The 16,756-nt window shown below is 63.1% G+C and carries 8 protein-coding genes; all 8 read right to left on the bottom strand.

Annotation, left to right across the window (positions count from 1 at the left end; all coding sequences use genetic code 11):
- Position 1 precedes the first annotated feature (1 nt).
- The 8 genes from OU995_RS06540 to OU995_RS06505 all read right to left on the bottom strand — a co-directional run bounded on the left by OU995_RS06540 (position 2) and on the right by OU995_RS06505 (position 16,600).
- A complete protein-coding gene (locus tag OU995_RS06540) occupies positions 2–793 on the bottom strand; it encodes a LytR/AlgR family response regulator transcription factor (RefSeq protein WP_267834733.1) in 792 nt (263 codons plus the stop codon).
- Positions 790–1,935, bottom strand: coding sequence for a sensor histidine kinase (locus tag OU995_RS06535; RefSeq protein ID WP_267834732.1), 1,146 nt, complete (start codon positions 1,933–1,935; stop codon positions 790–792). Before OU995_RS06535 ends, OU995_RS06540 begins: the two co-directional genes overlap by 4 nt.
- 86 nt (positions 1,936–2,021) lie before the next feature.
- The gene (locus OU995_RS06530; RefSeq protein WP_267834731.1) at positions 2,022–2,777 is read right to left on the bottom strand and encodes a class II glutamine amidotransferase; all 756 of its coding nucleotides are present in this window, start codon (positions 2,775–2,777) and stop codon (positions 2,022–2,024) included.
- 52 nt (positions 2,778–2,829) lie between these two features.
- Positions 2,830–4,056 (bottom strand): NAD(P)/FAD-dependent oxidoreductase, encoded by a 1,227-nt coding sequence (locus OU995_RS06525; RefSeq protein ID WP_267834730.1) that lies wholly within the window; start codon positions 4,054–4,056, stop codon positions 2,830–2,832.
- A gap of 78 nt (positions 4,057–4,134) precedes the next feature.
- Positions 4,135–6,750: a TonB-dependent receptor gene (locus tag OU995_RS06520; protein ID WP_267834729.1), complete on the bottom strand. Its 2,616-nt coding sequence runs from the start codon at positions 6,748–6,750 to the stop codon at positions 4,135–4,137.
- A 501-nt stretch (positions 6,751–7,251) separates the two neighbouring features.
- Positions 7,252–9,867 carry a TonB-dependent receptor gene (locus OU995_RS06515; RefSeq protein WP_267834728.1) on the bottom strand — a complete coding sequence of 872 codons (2,616 nt, stop codon included), beginning with the start codon at positions 9,865–9,867 and terminating at the stop codon, positions 7,252–7,254.
- Positions 9,868–10,549: 682 nt separating this feature from the next.
- Positions 10,550–13,309: a TonB-dependent receptor gene (locus OU995_RS06510; protein WP_267834727.1), complete on the bottom strand. Its 2,760-nt coding sequence runs from the start codon at positions 13,307–13,309 to the stop codon at positions 10,550–10,552.
- Positions 13,310–13,810: 501 nt separating this feature from the next.
- Positions 13,811–16,600 (bottom strand): TonB-dependent receptor, encoded by a 2,790-nt coding sequence (locus OU995_RS06505; protein ID WP_267834726.1) that lies wholly within the window; start codon positions 16,598–16,600, stop codon positions 13,811–13,813.
- Positions 16,601–16,756: the final 156 nt, after the last annotated feature.

The raw sequence follows: 16,756 nt of genomic DNA, 5'->3' as shown, positions 1-16,756 counted from the left end.
GCTATTGCCCCTTGAACAGCCCCTGGAACTGGCGCGATACCGGCAGCTTCTCCGCACTGCCCTTGAGACTGAGCTGCATGGTGTTTTCGTCCAGGCGGGTGGCGCTGGCAATGAAGCGGCTGTTGACCACCACCGACCGGTGCACTTGCCAGAACAGATGCGGGTCCAGATCCGCCAGCAGCTCCTTGAGCGCCGTGCGGATCCAGGCCTCTCCCTCGCGGTGCACGACCCGGGTGTAGCGGCTGTCACTCTGAAAGAACAGCACATCCTCCGGTGCGATCAAGTGCACCTCGCGGCCCTGGCTGGCCTGGATGGGCCGCATCACCGGACGCTGCACGGGCAGCAACTGGCGCAGCAGCTCCAGCGTGCCTGGGGCCAGGCCGGCAGCAACGCCGGGCAGGCTGGTGGCCGGGTCCCGCGCGGCCATCCACCGAGCCTGCAAGCGCTGCAGGCATTGCTCCAGGCGATGGTCCTCCACCGGCTTGAGCAGGTAGTCCACGGCGCCCGCATCGAAGGCGGACAAGGCGTGGTCCCCGTAAGCGGTGACAAACACCACCTGCGGCGGCTCGGCCAGTTGAGCCAGGCGCTGCGCCACTTCCAGACCGGACAGGCCCGGCATGCGGATGTCCAGGAAACACAGCTGCGGCTCCAGCACCAGGCAGTCATCCCAGGCATCCACACCATTGGGGCTTTGCGCGACGACCTTCAGCTCCGGGGCCAGACGCGAGAGCGCGGCACGCAACTGTTCGCGTGGGCCCTCCTCGTCATCCGCAATCAAGGTGGTGATGCTCATGGCTGGGACGCCTCCGGGTCGGTCGAGGGCGCGGTGGACAAGGAGGAGCTCCCCAGCGGCCATTCGATCCAGGCCAGGCACCCCGGCCGGGCCGCTTCCAAGCCCATTTGCGCGGCCCCCTCGGACTGCACGGCCAGCCGCTCCCGGGTGTTGCTCAGGCCGACGCCATCACAGGCGCCCTCCGAGGGGCCCGGGCCGTTGTCCTGCACCTCCAGCCGCAGCCAGTGCCCCTCCTGCGCCAGATGAATCCGCACGGCCACATGGCCGCCCCGCAGGCTCGGTTCGATGCCGTGGGTGATGGCGTTTTCCGCCAGCGTCAGCAAAGTGCCGGGCGGCAGAAGGGTCTGGCTCAGGACCGATTCCGGCACGCCGTCGTCCTCGACCGACCAGGTGAGCCGTGTGCCGAGCCGCGCCTGCATGATGTCCAGATAGCTGCGCACGATCTGCAGCTCTTGCGCCACCGGCAGCCGCTCGTGTTCAAACATGGGCAGCGTGGCCCGCAGGTAGCGGGTGAGCGAACGCAGCAGCGGGCCGCCCCGCGCATCCTGCGTGTCGACCCAATGCTGCAGCGACGCCAGGGTGTTGAACAGGAAATGCGGTTGGATCTGAGCCGCCGCCAGCCGCTGGGCCAGGGCCACGCGTTCCCGCTGCTCTTCGATTTCGCGCAGGCGGCTCTCCAGTTGCTGGGAGCGATACAGCGTCAGAAACCACCAGGACGACAGCATCAACGCCAGGCCGCCGGCCAGCAGCGGCATCGTGTCATGCATGAGATCCCGATGCCCGGCCCGGACGACCGCCAGCGGCACCAGCGCGGTCACCACACCCGCCCCGAGCGAGGCGACGTTAAAGCGGGTGCGGCTGGGATTGCGCCATAACCAGCGGGCCACCCACAGCCCGAAGAAGGCCGCCACCACACCAGCGATGCCCACCACGGTGATCAGCGCTGGTGGCAGGAACTTGTAGAACAGCAGCACCAGCACCAGGACGTTGCTGTAGACATAAAGATCAATGCAGGCGGACCATCCACCGCCTGCGGCCCGGGCCAGCTCGGCAGCGGAAAACACCCGCCGGGGACCGGGGAAGATCCACTGTGACCAATCAATGCGCGGAACGTCAGGCATGGTGGGCAGGCTGTTGTGCATGGCCCGCAGTCTATGCAGGCCGGTCCCGCGTGCACCCGGCCAGCGGCGAATGGCGGCTGGACGGGACGAGCGGCGGATACCGATGTTCAGCAGATGGCTTCGCCGCCCTGGAAGACCTTCAGCTCCCCCGGGGCAATCGCACACCAGGGCTCATCACGGGTCAAGGGTTCCGTGGCGACGATGGCAATGCGGTCGTTGTCGGTGGTCTTGGCCGCCAGATCGATGCTCAGATCCTCATCCTGCAGCGTCACCGACCCGAAGGGCGGGCGACGCAGCAGGTAATGCAGCCGGGTGGAGCCATGGGCCCACAGGGCCTGACCATTGGACAGCAGCATGTTGAAGGTGCCGTGCCGGTTGAGCTGGGGCAGCAGCTCACGCAGCGTGTGGTTGAGCTCGTCGATGGCCGGCATGTCCGCATGGGCCTTGGCCAGCTCCTGCATCAGCCAGCAGAAGGCGCGTTCGCTGTCGGTCTGCCCGACCGGCCGGAAGGCGGCATGCAGCCGGGGCTGAAAGGACTTGAGATCGCCGTTGTGGGCAAACACCCAATAACGACCCCACAGCTCGCGCATGAACGGGTGGGTGTTCTCCAGCGACACCACGCCCTGCGTGGCTTTGCGGATGTGGGCAATGACCACATCGCTCTGGATGGGATAGTGCTTCACCAGCTCCGCCAGCGGCGAGACGCGGGCGCTGTGATGGTCCACAAAATGACGCAGGCCGCAGCCCTCGAAGAAGGCAATGCCGAAGCCGTCCTTGTGCTCGTCGGCCCGCGTGGCCAGGCCGGCAAAGCTGAACATCACATCGGTGGGTCGGCGGGCATTCATGCCCATCAGCTGGCACATCGCGGAACTCCGGAATCAGACGCCCGGCCCGGGCCGGGACGAGACACATTGCTTATTCAAAGAACAGCCGGGTGAGGCCCTTCAGGCTCACCAGATTGCCTGGATTGCTGGTTTCGTTCAGCACACCGCTCATGCGGTGCCGCAGGCGCGGGCTCTTCTGGGCACGCCAGATGAGCAGGTCGGCCAGCCAGGGGAAGGCATTGACCCGGTTGCCGCGCTCATAGAGGTCGTATTTGGGCTGCAGGGCCCGCAGGCCCTCTTCATACGTGGCGCGGACGGCGGCATCTTCCAAGCGATGGGCCAGGATGGCCTCGGCCGCCAGCAGGCCGGTTTCCATGGCCTTGCCGATGCCTTCGCCAGTGAAGGAGTAGGTGGAACCGGCCGCCTCGCCCACCACCAGCAGGCCCGGACGGGTCCAGCGGGCCCCCCTGAGCGTGCAACGCAGCGGCGCGCCCTTGAGATCACCCACCAGCTGGCCCTCGGCCATCAGCCGCTTGGCGATGGGGTGGTAGGCAATGAAGGCATCAAAGATGGCCCGCAGGTTGACGTCCTTCTTCTGGCCCTTGCCGGCCATGTCGCGGTGGCTGTCGGTGACGCCGACGCCGATGTTGAAGTGGCCGTCCGGCGCCGGGAAGATCCACCCATACCCGGGCTGCACCGGCTTGCACCAGACCACCTCCAGTGCCTTGATCTCGTTGACCAGCGACGGCGCATGCACATACCCGCGCAGGGCCACGCCACTGGGAGTGTGGCGCTCGCACATGCCGGCGGCCGTCAGGGCCTTGGGCACTGCCCCGGTGGCCAGCAGCACCCAGTCCGCTTCGATGTCATGCGGGGCGCCGTTGATGAGCAGCCGGGCGCCGCGCACCCGGCCCTGGGCATCTTCCAGCGGCGCTTCGAAGCGCGCGGGTGACAGGAAACGGGCCCCCGACTCCTGCGCGGCCAGGTTGAGGATTTCATCCAGCTGCTTGCGGGGCAGCACGGCCAGATGGCCCGGAACGTCGATGCTGCCGCCACGCGGGCCGACACAGCGCACATGGCTGGAGCGCTGGGCCTTGGCCATGACGCGGTCCAGCAGGCCCAGTCGGTCCAGGGCCTGGTGGGCATCGGGAATCAGGCCGTCGCCACAGATCTTGTCGCGACCCAGCGGATGCTGGTCGGCCATCACCACGTCCAGGCCGGCGCGGGCCAGCCAGCGGGCGGCAGCGGCGCCTGCCGGGCCGGCGCCGATGATGAGCACCTGGGTGCGGGTGGGGAGTTCGGAACGGGCGTCGATCATGGGGGTGATTCTCGCCGAGCGGGCCGAAAAAAAAGGGCCCCCGAAGGGGCCCCTTGTGGTCGTTCAACGTCTGAGGGATCAGAAGTCGTACGAACCGCGCAGATAGAACGTGCGACCGGTCGGGTCGGAGAAGCGCGGGTCGTAGCCCGCCTGGAACACGGCCTGTTGGTACGACAGCGGAGGATCGCGGTCGAACAGGTTGCGCACGCCTGCGGTGAGCGACACGGTCTTGATCGGCTTGTAGCTACCGAACAGGTCCCAAGTCGTGTACGAAGCGACGGTGTTGGTCTTGCCAGCGGCGATGCTCGGGTCATCCTTGTAGGACGACTTGTAGTGACCGGTCAGGCCCACGGTGTACTTGTTGGCATAGCTCCAGATGGCGTTGACGTTGTGCTGCCAACGGAAGACCGGGCCTGCACCGCTGTACTTGCCAACGTTCTGCACCCAGGGGCCGTCCTGGAACTCCTGGTACTCGTACTTGGTCACGTAGGTGCTGTTCACACCGAAGGTGACATTGCCGTAGGCAGTCCGGAGGCGATAGTTGCCGTTCAGGTCGAAACCATTGGTGTTGTTGCCACCCAGGTTTTGCTGACGGGTGTCGACATAGCCGCAGCTCACGCCCGGGCACTGGTTGGTGGCCTGCGACAGCTGACCCGCCGCATTGCGGTGGAAGTACTGGCTGAATTGGGCGTAGTTTTCCGGCGCGTACAGGGAGGCATCGCCGATCACGCCGATCAGGTTCTTGATACGGATCCACCACAGATCCACACCGAAGGACAGGTCCGAGGTCGGTGCGAACTGGAAGCCCAGGGTGCCGCTCTTGCTCTTTTCAGGCTTGAGTTCGGCATTGCCACCGTTCATGGCGGTGAACTGGGTCTCGCAGTTGATGTTGGTGGCGCCGGCCGGGCACAACACAGGGTCACTCACCGTACTGGTGTTGGTGAAGGTGTTGGCGGCGTGCAGCTCATACAGCGACGGCGCGCGGAAACCGGTCGACAGCGAGCCGCGGATCAGGATTTCCTTGTTCGGCTGGAAGCGGAAGCTGACCTTGGGGTTGGTCGTGTTGCCGAAGTCGTTGTACTTGTCGTAGCGGACGGCGGCGGTGACATCCAGCATCTTGTGCAGGGGCACATTCAGCTCGGAATACACGGCATAGACCTTGCGCTTGCCGACCGAGCTGGTGTTGGGGTCCACGCCGGTCGAGTCAAACACCAGGGTGGCGTAGTCCGTGTTGGCCTTCTGGGAGAACTTCTCCTGACGGTACTCGGTGCCGATGGCGATGGCGGCCGCGCGGCCGGCATTCAGCCAGTCGCCCAGCTCACGGCTGGCGTGCGCATCGAAGTTGTAGGTCTCACCCTTGCCGTACATCAGCGTGCCCAGGGCGGCCGCATCGCGGACGTACTGGATGGCAGCATCGGACTGGTCGCCAAACGGGTTGATGATGCCATCGTCCACGCCAGCAGCGATCTTGGAACCGTCGGCATAACCATGGGTCAGCTTCTCGGTGACGCGGTTCTGGTTGTAGCTCACGCCGGTGGAGTAATCCCAGCCGGACACGGTGCCGTCCAGCGTCAGCAGGTAGCGCTGCTGCTGGTTGATGTTCTTGTCCTGACGCGGGCCGCTGACGGTGTCACGCCACTTCACGACCAGCGGCTGCGTCGGGTCGAGGTCAGGATTGGTCGGGTAGAACACGTTGCCCGGCTGCATGCTCAGGGAGCCGTACGGCACCGGCGCAATGGTCGTCTGCACGACGCTGCGGGTGATGAAGTATTCAGCGCCCAGCTGGTGGTCGCTGTTCAGCTTCAGCGTGCCCTTGAGCATGCCGGAGGCGCGCTCGCTCTTGGGCACGTAATCCACGTACGACGACGTGGTCATGCGGCAGAAGGTGCCGGCCTTGACCAGGTTGGTGCCGTTGGTGCAGTCAGGAGCGGCGGGGTTGTACACCACATCGCCGTCGCCCTGGTAGTAGTTGGCGGGGTCGGTGTTGGTGGAGATGCCGCCCGCGTAGCGCGTGTTGAACGGACGCTGGCTGCCGGCGATGTTGTCCTGCTTCTGGAAGTCCACGAAGCCGAAGACGTTGAAGCCTTGCTTGTCCAGGTCGCCGTAGCCGTAGCCGACGTTGAAGTTGGCCGACTTGCCACCCGAATGCTGGGGAGAGTCGTAGCCGATGTTCAGGGTGCCGCCAGCGTAGTCCTTCTTCGTGATGAAGTTGATCACGCCGCCGATGGCGTCGGTGCCGTACAGCGACGAAGCGCCGTCACGCAGCACTTCGATGCGTTCGATGGCAGCCAGCGGGATCATGTTCAGATCCGGTGCCGAGCCGTCGAAGGCGTTGTTGGCGATGCGACGGCCGTTCAGCAGCACCAGGGTCTTGTTGGCACCCACGCCGCGCATGTCGGCAAAGGAGGCGCCACCGGTGGACGAGCCCACGGACTGACTGGTGCCCAGCGAGGACTGGCTGGCCGTCAGGGTGCTCAGGATCTGTTCAACGGTCGTGAGGCCGGCCTCACGGATCTCGTTCATCTTGAAAGTGGTCACCGGGACCGAGCTCTCAGCGTCCAGGCGCTTGATGGCGGAACCTGTCACGACCACGCGTTCAAGCGTGGTCTGTTCGGTTTCCTGGGCCAGCGCCGGGAAGGACGCAGCCGCAACAATGGTGGCTACTGCCAGGCTCACCGCACTCAGCTTGTGCATCTACAACTCCAAAAATTACAACCCCGCATGGTTCCTGTGCATCTGCCAGTACCACGTACCAAAAAGCGAACCCCGGGGGCAGCCGGGGTGTGTCTGAAGTTTGCAGGCTTTTCAGAAAGGTTTCGGGTTTGAGTGCGGATGTCGCGCGATTGGGTGCGTTCTGACGTCAAACGGACATGAAATTCCGGGTAAACACTGATCCAAATGTGTGCATGCGGTCGCAACAGCGCAACATCTCTGACGCTTTACCTTGGCTTTACCGCCTCATGCAAGTCGGCTATTCATGCGCCTTACGCCCAAACGGTTTGAATTTTCGATAGCAATACGCCGTACACCCCGAGTTTTCCTAGTGGCGAGTCGGTCCCGGATGCAGAAGCTGCATTGATGCCGACGTTGACGTCATGGCCGTCGACGCCGCTTGCTCTTCCGTTCAGGCGTAAAAAAGGGGCCTCCGAAGAGGCCCCTGGGGGGTGAGAACCGATGAAACGGTAACGTTAACGATCAGAAGTCGTACGAGCCGCGCACGTAGAAGGTGCGGCCGGTCGGATCGGTGTAACGCGGGTCGTAGCCGGCCTGGAAGACCGCCTGCTGGTAGGACAGGGGCGGATCCCGGTCGAACAGATTGCGCACACCCGCCGTCAGCGACAACTGCTTGGAGGCCTTGTAGTTGCCGAAGAGATCGAAGGTTGTGTAGGAGGCCACGGTGTTGGCGGCGCCTTCTTCGGTGGACGGGTCATCCTTGTACGACGACTTGTAGTGGCCGGTCAGACCCAGCGAGTAGGTCGTGTTGTAGGCCCACACCGCCGTCAGCGTGTGCTGCCAGCGGAAGATCGGGCCGCTGCCGGCATACACACCCACCCCATGCACCCAGGGACCGTCCTTGTATTCCTGGTAGTTGTACTTGCTGACGTAGGTGCTGTTCAGGCCGAAGGTGAAGTTGCCCACCGCCGTACGCAAGCGGTAGTTGCCGTTCAGGTCGAAGCCGGCGGTGTTGGTGCCCCCCAGGTTCTGCTGACGCACGTCCACATAACCGCAATCGCTGCCGGGGCAGTCATTGCCGCTCTGGGAGAGCTGGCCCGACGAATTGCGGTGGTAGTACTGGCTGAACAGTGCGTAGTTGTCGCTGTCAAACAGCGAGGCGTCACCCACCGTGCCGATCTGGTTCTTGATGCCGATCCACCAGAGGTCGATGCCGAAGGCCAGGTCCGTCGTGGGCGAGAACTGCATCCCGAACGTCAGGCTCTTGCTCTTCTCGGGCTGCAGCTCGGTGTTGCCACCGTTGCGCACGATGAACTGCGTCTTGCAGTTGATGGTGCCGCCCGTACCGCCCGGGCACAGCAGCGGGTCGCTCACGGTGCTGGAGTTGGTGTAGGTGTTGGTCGCGTACAGCTCATACAGCGAAGGCGCACGGAAACCGGTCGAGACCGACCCACGGAACAGGATTTCCTTGATCGGCTGGAAGCGGAAGCTCAGCTTGGGGTTGGTGGTGCTGCCGAAGTCGCTGTATTTGTCGTAGCGAATGGCGCCGGTGATGTCGAGCTGCTTGGTGATCGGCAGGTTCAGCTCCGAGTACACCGCATACACGCTGCGGCTGCCCACGCTGTTGGTGTTGGGGTCCACGCCGGTGGAGTCCTGCACCAGGGTGGCGAAGGCGGTGTTGGCCTTCTGAGAGAACTTCTCATGGCGCAATTCGGTGCCGACGGCCAGGGCGGCCGGACGGCCAGCGCCCAGCCAGTCGCCCAGTTCACGGCTGGCGCGTGCGTCGAAGTTGTAGGTCTCACCCTTGCCATACATCAGGGTGCCGGCCACGCCGGCGCTCTGGATGTAGGCAATCGATTCGGCGCTCTGGTCGCCGAACGGGTTGATGATGCCGTCGGCCACGCCGGAGGCAATCTTGTCACCGTCGGCATAACCGTGGGTGAGCTTTTCGGTCACCCGGTTCTGGTTGTAGCTCAGGCCGGTGGAGTAGTCCCAGCCCGCAATGGCACCGTCCAGGGTGGCCAGGAAGCGTTGCTGCTGGTTGATGTTCTTGTCCTGGCGCGGGCCGCTGACGGTGTCACGCCACTTCACGGTGATCGGCTGGCTCTTGTCCAGCTCGGCGTTGTCCGGCCAGTACTGGCTGTCCGACGTCATGCTCAGACCGGCATACGGCACCGGGGCAATCTGGGTCTGCACCACGCTGCGGGTGACGAAATATTCCAGGCCCAACTGATGGTCGTTGTTCAGCTTCACCGTGCCCTTGAGCATGCCTGAGGCACGCTCGCTCTTGGGCACGTAGTCCACGTAGGACGACGTGGTCATGCGGCAATAGGTGCCCGCCTTGATCAGGTTGGTGCCATTGGTGCAGTCCGGGGCGGCCGGGTTGTACACCTTGTCGCCCGAGCCCTGATAGTAGTTGGCCGGGTCGGTGTTGGTGGACAGACCACCGGCATAGCGCGTGTTGTAGTCGCGCTGGCTGCCGCTGATGCTGTCCTGTTTCTGGTAGTCCACGAAACCGAAGACGTTGAAGCCGTCCCTGTCCAGGTCGCCGTAGCCATAACCGAGGTTCACGTTGCCGGACTTGCCGCCCGACTTCTGCGGTGAGTCGAAACCGACGTTGATGGTGCCGCCGGTGTAGTCCTTCTTCGTGATGAAGTTGATCACGCCGCCGATGGCGTCGGTGCCGTACAGCGACGAGGCGCCGTCACGCAGCACTTCGATCCGCTCAATGGCCGCGATCGGGATCATGTTCAGGTCCGGCGCGGAACCGTCGAAGGCGTTGTTGGCAATCCGACGCCCGTTCAGCAGCACCAGCGTCTTGTTGGCACCGATGCCGCGCATATCCGCAAACGAAGCGCCGCCCGTGGACGAGCCCACCGACTGGCTGGTGCCCATGCTGGACTGGCTGGCAGTGAGCGTGCTGAGGATCTGCTCCACCGTGGTGAGGCCCTGCTGACGCAGCTCGTTCATTTTGAAGGTGGTCACGGGAACCGAGGTTTCCGCATCCAGGCGCTTGATGGCCGAGCCGGTCACAACCACGCGTTCCAGGGTTTGGTCCGCTTCCTGGGCAAGCGCCGGGTAAGACGCTGCCGCCAAGATGGTGGCCACTGCCAGGCTCACCGAAGTCAGTTTGTGCATGTACACACTCCTACAGGGGTGGGGTCCTCCGTTGCCGTGCGGGTTCGGGCGGACCACCGAAATAAAAAGGCCCCGCGGGCAGGCGGGGCGTAGGAGGAGTTTGCAGAGTTTTCGGATATTCGGGCGGCACCTGTGCGCCGGTCGCCCGAAAGGTATTCAAATTGACTTTATAGCGTCACAAACCAGGGTTTTCTCTGACTCATTTGGTCGTGAAGTCGCGACAGTTTCAACCTTTACCAACTCATTACTTGAGTTTCTTCGCAGGTTTTTATTTGTCCAGATTGAACAAATTAATAAATAAATATCTACACGCCAGAAATCTGTTGATATTCAATGATTTATCGCATCGTTTTTACATTACAACGCAAACCAGATGCGGTCTGACACCCGTGATTTCACCGATCCATCCAGGAGCGCGGAGACCGTCGGTGAGCGCTCTGAACATTTGATATTCAACAGACTGGACCGCGATGATTGCCACCTCATATACACCGCTGAAATAACTGCACTGGTGGCGGAAACAAATGACTCACCCCCGCGTAGGGTCAGACATAGGTCCGGTTTGCACATCCGCTCGATCCAATAAAAAAGCCTGCGAGTCACCTCACAGGCTTTTTTGTTGCTGCGGAGCCTTCACACCCCCGCAGTGGCGGCGGCGTATCGCCCCTTCAGCGCCGGTGCATCACTGCATCGTGTAGCGCAAGGTCAGGCGCCATTGGCGGCCACGCACGTCATAGAGGCTGAAGTCATACAGCGAGGTGGTGCTGAAGCCAGGATCGTACGGAGGCATACGATCGAATACGTTCAACACACCCAGGCTGGCCTGCAACTGCTTGCTCACGTTGTAGCGACCGAACAGATCCAGGGTGGTTTGCGACCGCACACGCTGCGGCAGCACACCGTTCTGGTAGTTCGACTCCCACGACTGGAAGTAGGTGTCGGGTGCGGCCAGTTGGCGGATGTGGTGGGTGTAGTTCACCGTGGCCGTCAGCGCCCAGGGGCCCGAGTCGTAGTCCACCGACGCATTGCCGCGGATACGCGGGATGGTGTTGCTGCCACCGTTAGTCCCCACATACTCTTCACCGTCTTCCTTGAAGGAATCGATGTAGTTCACGTTGCCACGCAGCGTGAACTTGCCGATGCTGGTCGGAATTCGCCAGGTGCCGTCGATGTCCCAGCCGTTGGTGGTGCGCTGAGCCAGGTTCTCGTAGTTGGACAGAATCGTCGTGACGACGTTGGTGTCCGGGTCACGAATGATGGTCGAAGAGGCCGGGCAGCCCGGGCCGCCATCCGGGCAGGACTCATCCAGAATGTCCTGGAAGGACTTGGACGACACCACATTGCGCCAGTTGATGTAGTACATGTCGATGCCCAAGTTGAAATTCTTGTTGGGCTCGAACACCACACCAAAGGTCCGGCTGGTCGATTTCTCGGCCTTCAGGTTCGGGTTGCCGGCAAACAGGCCCGACACCGTGCGTGCCTGTCCGTCCTCCGGGTCGGTCACGCCCTGGAAGAAGGTGGCCACCGACGGCGAAATTTCCGGCAGGGTCGGGGCGCGGAAGCCCTTGCCCCAGTTGCCGCGCAACAGCACGCCATCCATCGGCTTGAACTTCAAGCCCAGCTTCGGCGTGGTGGAGCTGCCGTAGTCGCTGTAGTGGTCATACCGCAGGGCGGCCTGAGCCTCCACCGACTTCAGGACCGGCAACGACAGTTCGGAGAACACCGACATATTGTTGCGGCTGCCGTTGGTCGAGGTAATGCCCTGACCCAGAATGCCACCGGACGAGGCCAGGTCGGTGGGCTGGTCCTTCAACTTCTCACGACGATATTCGGCACCCACGGCCAGGCCGATTTCGCCCCCCGGCAGCTGGCCGAAGGTGGTGTTGGCCTTGGTGTCGACGAAGGTCATGTCCGAGGTGGAACGACGCTTGTTGGTCAGGCGCATGGAGTCGCGCACGGCCTGGCTGTTGGTCGTCCAGCGGTCCAGGTTGTATTGGCTGGAGGTAGACAGCGGAATCGGTGGCTGCGGTGCGGTGCTGATGTTGAAGGCGGCGGCGGTTCCTTCCAGCGGCATCAGGTTGTAGTTGGTCTGATCCGTCTTGGTCCGCGAAAAGCCCACAGCGCTGTCGAAGTCCCACTTGCCCACGGTGTAGCTGGCACCGCCCAGCAGGCGAGTGGAGTCGGAACGGATGTCGGCGTCCCGGGTGCCCAGGTCGTTCATCACGCCGGTGTAGCGGGCATTGGTCGCGAACGGGTTGCCCGCCACGCCCGGGGCGAAGTTGATGTTGTAGGTGTAGGGCGTCAGCGAATTGTTGGCGCCAGGGGTCAGACCGGTGGTGCCGGAGAAGAACGGCGCCTGGAAGGTCTGGAAGGTGTCCACCCGGCTCAGGCCCACCTCGAAATAGGCGGTGGCATCCGGCGACAGCTGCTTGGTGCCCCGCGAGATCAGGCCATAACGCTCCGTGCCCGGCATGGCGGTGAACTGGTCGTTGTAATCGCGTGTGCAGAACGAGTTGGTGGCGACGGACTGCGCGGCGGCGGTGGCCAGGGTGACGTTGATCAGACCGGCCTGACGGGCTTGCGGCCCCGTCATGACGGTGCCGGTGCAGTCGGTGATCGCGCGGTAGTTCTGGGTCAGGCCGTTGGTGGCCGTCAGCTGGCGCCAGGTGCCGCCGGTGGTCAGCGCCTGGAAGTTGCGGCCGCCCGCATACTTGCGGAAGTCGCGCGACTTCAGATATTCAGTGTCCTTTTGCAGCAGCAGGTCGCGCTTGTAGTAATCCAGCGCCACGAAGACGTTGTAGCCGTCGGCGGCCAGATCCCCGAAGCCGCCGGCACCGGTCAGGCGATAGTCGTTCTTGCCTTCAAAGTAGCCGCTGGAAGCGGTCAGGTCGAAGCCCTTGAAGTCCTTGCGCAGGATGATGTTGACCACCCCGGCAATGGCGTCGGAACCATAAATGGCCGAGGCGCCGTCCAGCAGCACGTCCACCCGCTCGACGGCGCTGCTGGGGATGGAGTTCAGGTCCACGAAGGTGTCCTGCAGGTTCTGGGCAAAACCATAGCCGGCCACCCGGCGGCCGTTCAGCAGCACCAGGGTGGTCTTTTGGCCCAGGCCACGCAGGGAAATGCCAGCGGCACCGGGCGCGAAGCTGTTGCTGAAGCTTTCACCAAAGCTGCCGGAGTTGGACGGCAGGTTGCGCAGCACTTCGGCCACCGTGGCCTGCCCGCTGCGCTCGATCTGGTCACGCGTGATCACCTGGACCGGCGAAACGGTTTCGGCATCGATGCGCTTGATGTTGGAACCGGTGACCTCGACACGCTGGAGCTGAGTGGTGCCCGGTGCCGCGGTTTGCGTGTCGCCCTGGGTCTGGGCGAGCACTTGCGAACCGTAAAGGCTCGCTGCCAACGCGGTCAGCGTCAACCCGAGCTTGGATGAAGTTTTCATATGCTTCCTGAGAGAGTTGGGCCGTAGACCGCACGAGTGTGTCAACCTCGACAGCAAGGACGGACTCGCAGCAACACCACTTGACAAGGCTTCACCTCCACAAATGTTGATGTGCGCTGGCCAGCGTTTGTGTGCGCTCAACAATTCACTGGCCTTCACCTCGCGTTCAAATGGGCGAATTACAGAGATGCGCACCCGTCTGGGGCGCCGCTGAGCACGACGCCCTGGCTCACTCTCCAAACAGCCCCAGCGAGCGGGACGGGTCTTTTCAGCGCGTTGCCTTTTGGCGACGAATGCGACACGTTCATGAGCGTTGTGTTGCAGGGCGGTAACAACTGGTCGATTCGCGATCAGGGTTCACCCCTGCAACGGGGGGCGCTGTGTCAGGCCTCAGCGAACACAGGGCGAAAAAAAACGCGGCACCGGGGACACCGGTGCCGCGTTGAGGGGGGTTGAATGCCAACCGGGCGAGGCCCGGCGGCAGCCCACCGTCTCAGCTCATCAGAAGTTGTAGCTGCCGTTCACGTAGACGGTACGGCCCAGCGGGCTGGCGTAACGCGGGTCGTAACCGACCTGGTGACCGGACGAGTTGCGCAGGGTCAGCGGGGGCGCTTCGTTGGTCAGGTTGGTGATGCCCAGGCGCAGTTCCAGGGCCTTGCTCCAGCGGTACGTACCTTGGTAGTCGAAGGTGATGTACTCAGGCACGTCCAGCTGGACGGTCGTGTTCTTGCCGGTGCTGAGGTCACGCACGGTTTGTGTGATGTCCTTGTAGCCCGAACGATAGTTGGCACGCAGCATGTTGGTGACCTTGCCGGTATCCAGGGCAAAGCTGGCCTTCAGCACATTGCGGAACACCACCGTAGCGTCCACGCCATACTTGCCCAGGCTGCTGGTGAACACATCGTCGGTACCCGGCATGGTGTACTCCGACTTGATCATGTAGGTGCCATTGATCGTGGTCGTGAGCTTGCCCAGACCTTCCACCGGCAGGCGGCCTTCGATTTGCCAGTCCAGGCCCTTGTAGACGGCCTGACCGATGTTGGTCGAGAGCGCCATGAAGGCGTAGTACTTGTTCGTCTCAGCCGGCAGCTGATAGGTGGTGAACAGCGAGGCGTACTTTTCCGGATCGGCAAAGGCCTGGTCGGCGGACACGGCGCTGACGGCGTCGGTCAGCTTGACCTTCCAGTAGTCGACGCTGGCGCCGAAGTTCTTGGTCGGGTCAAAGCGGATACCCAAGGTCTGCTGCTTGGACTTCTCCGGCTTCAGTTTCTCGTTGCCACCAGACAACTGGGTGTACTGGCTCTTGCCGGCCTTGCAGGGGGCGGAGCCGCTGCCGTCGCCCGGGAACGGGCAGTCGTAGGAGGCGGCGGTCACACCGTTGGTCACCAGCGGCTGGGCGATGTCCAGCATGTCCGGCGCCTTGAAACCCGTGCCGTAGGAGCCGCGAACCAGCACGGCGTTGTTGACCTTATAGCGGGCCGACAGCTTGTAGGTGGTGGCCGATTCGTCGCTGCCGAAGTTGCGGGCGTTCAGCGCGTCCTTGATCTTGCTGATCGTGTCGTAGCGCAGGGCGGCGTTGACTTCCAGGTCCTTGATGACCGGGATGACCAGCTCGCCGAACACGCCGTAGTTGTCACGCTCCAGGTCGTAGGCAGGGTTCGCGGAGAAGGCGTAGATGACGCCGTTGACCGCATCCGCCGACGGCGTCTGCTTGTAGTGGTAGTTGCGGAAGTCCGCGCCGGTACCCAGCTTCACTTCACCTGCAGGCAGGTTGAAGATGGTGCCCGAAGCGCCCACGTTCACACCCTTGAGGGTGGTGGAGGCCTTGCGGATGGAGCCGTTGTAGATGCTGTCGTCAATCAGCTTCTGCGTGGCAGCGCTCTGATTGCCAGACGGCACGAACGGGTCCAGTTGGCCGCTGTTGATCAGATTGTTGAACTCGGTGGCCTTGAAGTAGCCGCCGATGTACTTCTCGTTCAGCGAGTTCTGCGACCAGGTCAACGAAGCATTCACGTCCCAATCACCGATCGAGCCTTCGGTGCCGACCGCGATGTGCTTGCCATCCGTGATGGTTTCCGAATCACGCGTGCCGAAGTCGTTGGCACGGTAGTTGGCGGTCACGGTGTCCACGTGGGCCTGCTGAGCGGCCGTCAGGTACGGCGCCACATACTTGGTGTACAGCGGTGAGGTGGTCGAGATCGCGATGGGCACCGGGTTGGCCGCAATCCGGGCGATCAGGTCCGTCCGCGTGAAGATCACATCGGAGAAGACCTTGAAGTTGTCATTGATCTTGGCTTCACCGGACACGAAGAAGGAGTCACGGGTGGACTCGGGGTACACGTCGATGCTGCTGACAAAGTCGTAAGCGCAGTTCGCGGTACCGGTCTTGCTGGTCGAGCCGGCCGCAATGGTGTTGCTCAGGCTGTAGACGTTGTTCGGGGCGCACGTGCCGTTGGCCTGCAGGTAGGGGTTGAACGAGTAGGCCCCGAGGGTCGTCGTTTCACCGGCCAGGCGCTTGAAGGTCACCGAGGCGTTGGCCGGGTCGGCCGAGGTGCTGGTGCGGTCGTAAACGTAGTTCTTGCCGTTGTAGCTGAACGGCACATAAGCCGTGCGCGAGAAGGCGCGGTCGCCCGAGCGCATGCGCTGCTGGTCGTCGCGGCGATAGGTGGCCACAACGCTGTAGCCGTCCTGGTCCAGGTTGCCCAGGCCGTAGGTGATGCTGGCGTTGGCGGAAGTCGCGCCGTTGCCGATCGGGTTGCTGTAGTTGACGGTGACGTTGCCGCCTTGCTGGTTGCGCTTCAGCACGAAGTTCACCACGCCGGCGATGGCGTCCGAGCCGTACAGCGCGGAGGCGCCGTCGGTCAGCACTTCCACGCGCTCGATGGCGCTCATCGGGATCGAGTTCAGGTTGATGCGCGAACCCGAGCCGGTGGGGGCAATGCGGCGGCCGTTCACCAGCACCAGGGTGTAGCTTTCGCCAATCCCGTGCAGCGAGGCGGTCACGATGCCACCGGAGTTGGAGCCGATGGAGATGTCACCGATGGTGAAGCCCTGCATCGCCGGCAGGCGTTGCACCAGGTCAGCCACGTTGGTGGCGCCGGAGGCCTTGATGTCCTCTTGCGACACGATCTGGACGGGCAGCGAGCCTTCGTTGGCAAAGCGCTTGATGCTCGAACCCGTGATCTCGATGCGCTCCAGTTGCTGGGTTTGCTCCTGAGCGTGGGCGGCCATCGAGACCGCCAGAATCGCTGCTGCCGCGCTGATGGCGCGGATGTGCGGCTTGTTCGCCATGTTCAATATCCCGAAAGTTTGTAGGACACCCCCGGCTTCACTCTCAATCCAAGTGAGACACCGAATGTGAACAAAACTTTACGGGTAGGCACCCGGTTTGCTATCTCCGGGTGGACCCTTATTGCACAGGCAAGTCAAACGCACATAGGCGCCGTT

It is taken from the genome of Roseateles sp. SL47, from assembly GCF_026625885.1.
Classification (GTDB): Bacteria; Pseudomonadota; Gammaproteobacteria; order Burkholderiales; family Burkholderiaceae_C; genus Roseateles.
This window is presented reverse-complemented; position numbering and strand designations above follow the sequence as displayed.

What these genes read in the sequence shown, in the direction of transcription:
- OU995_RS06515 (WP_267834728.1), bottom strand. Translation starts at nt 9,867, where the DNA reads ATGCACAAACTGACTTCGGTGAGCCTGGCAGTGGCCACCATCTTGGCG.
- OU995_RS06510 (WP_267834727.1), bottom strand. Translation starts at nt 13,309, where the DNA reads ATGAAAACTTCATCCAAGCTCGGGTTGACGCTGACCGCGTTGGCAGCG.
- OU995_RS06520 (WP_267834729.1), bottom strand. Translation starts at nt 6,750, where the DNA reads ATGCACAAGCTGAGTGCGGTGAGCCTGGCAGTAGCCACCATTGTTGCG.
- OU995_RS06530 (WP_267834731.1), bottom strand. Translation starts at nt 2,777, where the DNA reads ATGTGCCAGCTGATGGGCATGAATGCCCGCCGACCCACCGATGTGATG.
- OU995_RS06540 (WP_267834733.1), bottom strand. Translation starts at nt 793, where the DNA reads ATGAGCATCACCACCTTGATTGCGGATGACGAGGAGGGCCCACGCGAA.
- OU995_RS06505 (WP_267834726.1), bottom strand. Translation starts at nt 16,600, where the DNA reads ATGGCGAACAAGCCGCACATCCGCGCCATCAGCGCGGCAGCAGCGATT.
- OU995_RS06525 (WP_267834730.1), bottom strand. Translation starts at nt 4,056, where the DNA reads ATGATCGACGCCCGTTCCGAACTCCCCACCCGCACCCAGGTGCTCATC.
- OU995_RS06535 (WP_267834732.1), bottom strand. Translation starts at nt 1,935, where the DNA reads ATGCACAACAGCCTGCCCACCATGCCTGACGTTCCGCGCATTGATTGG.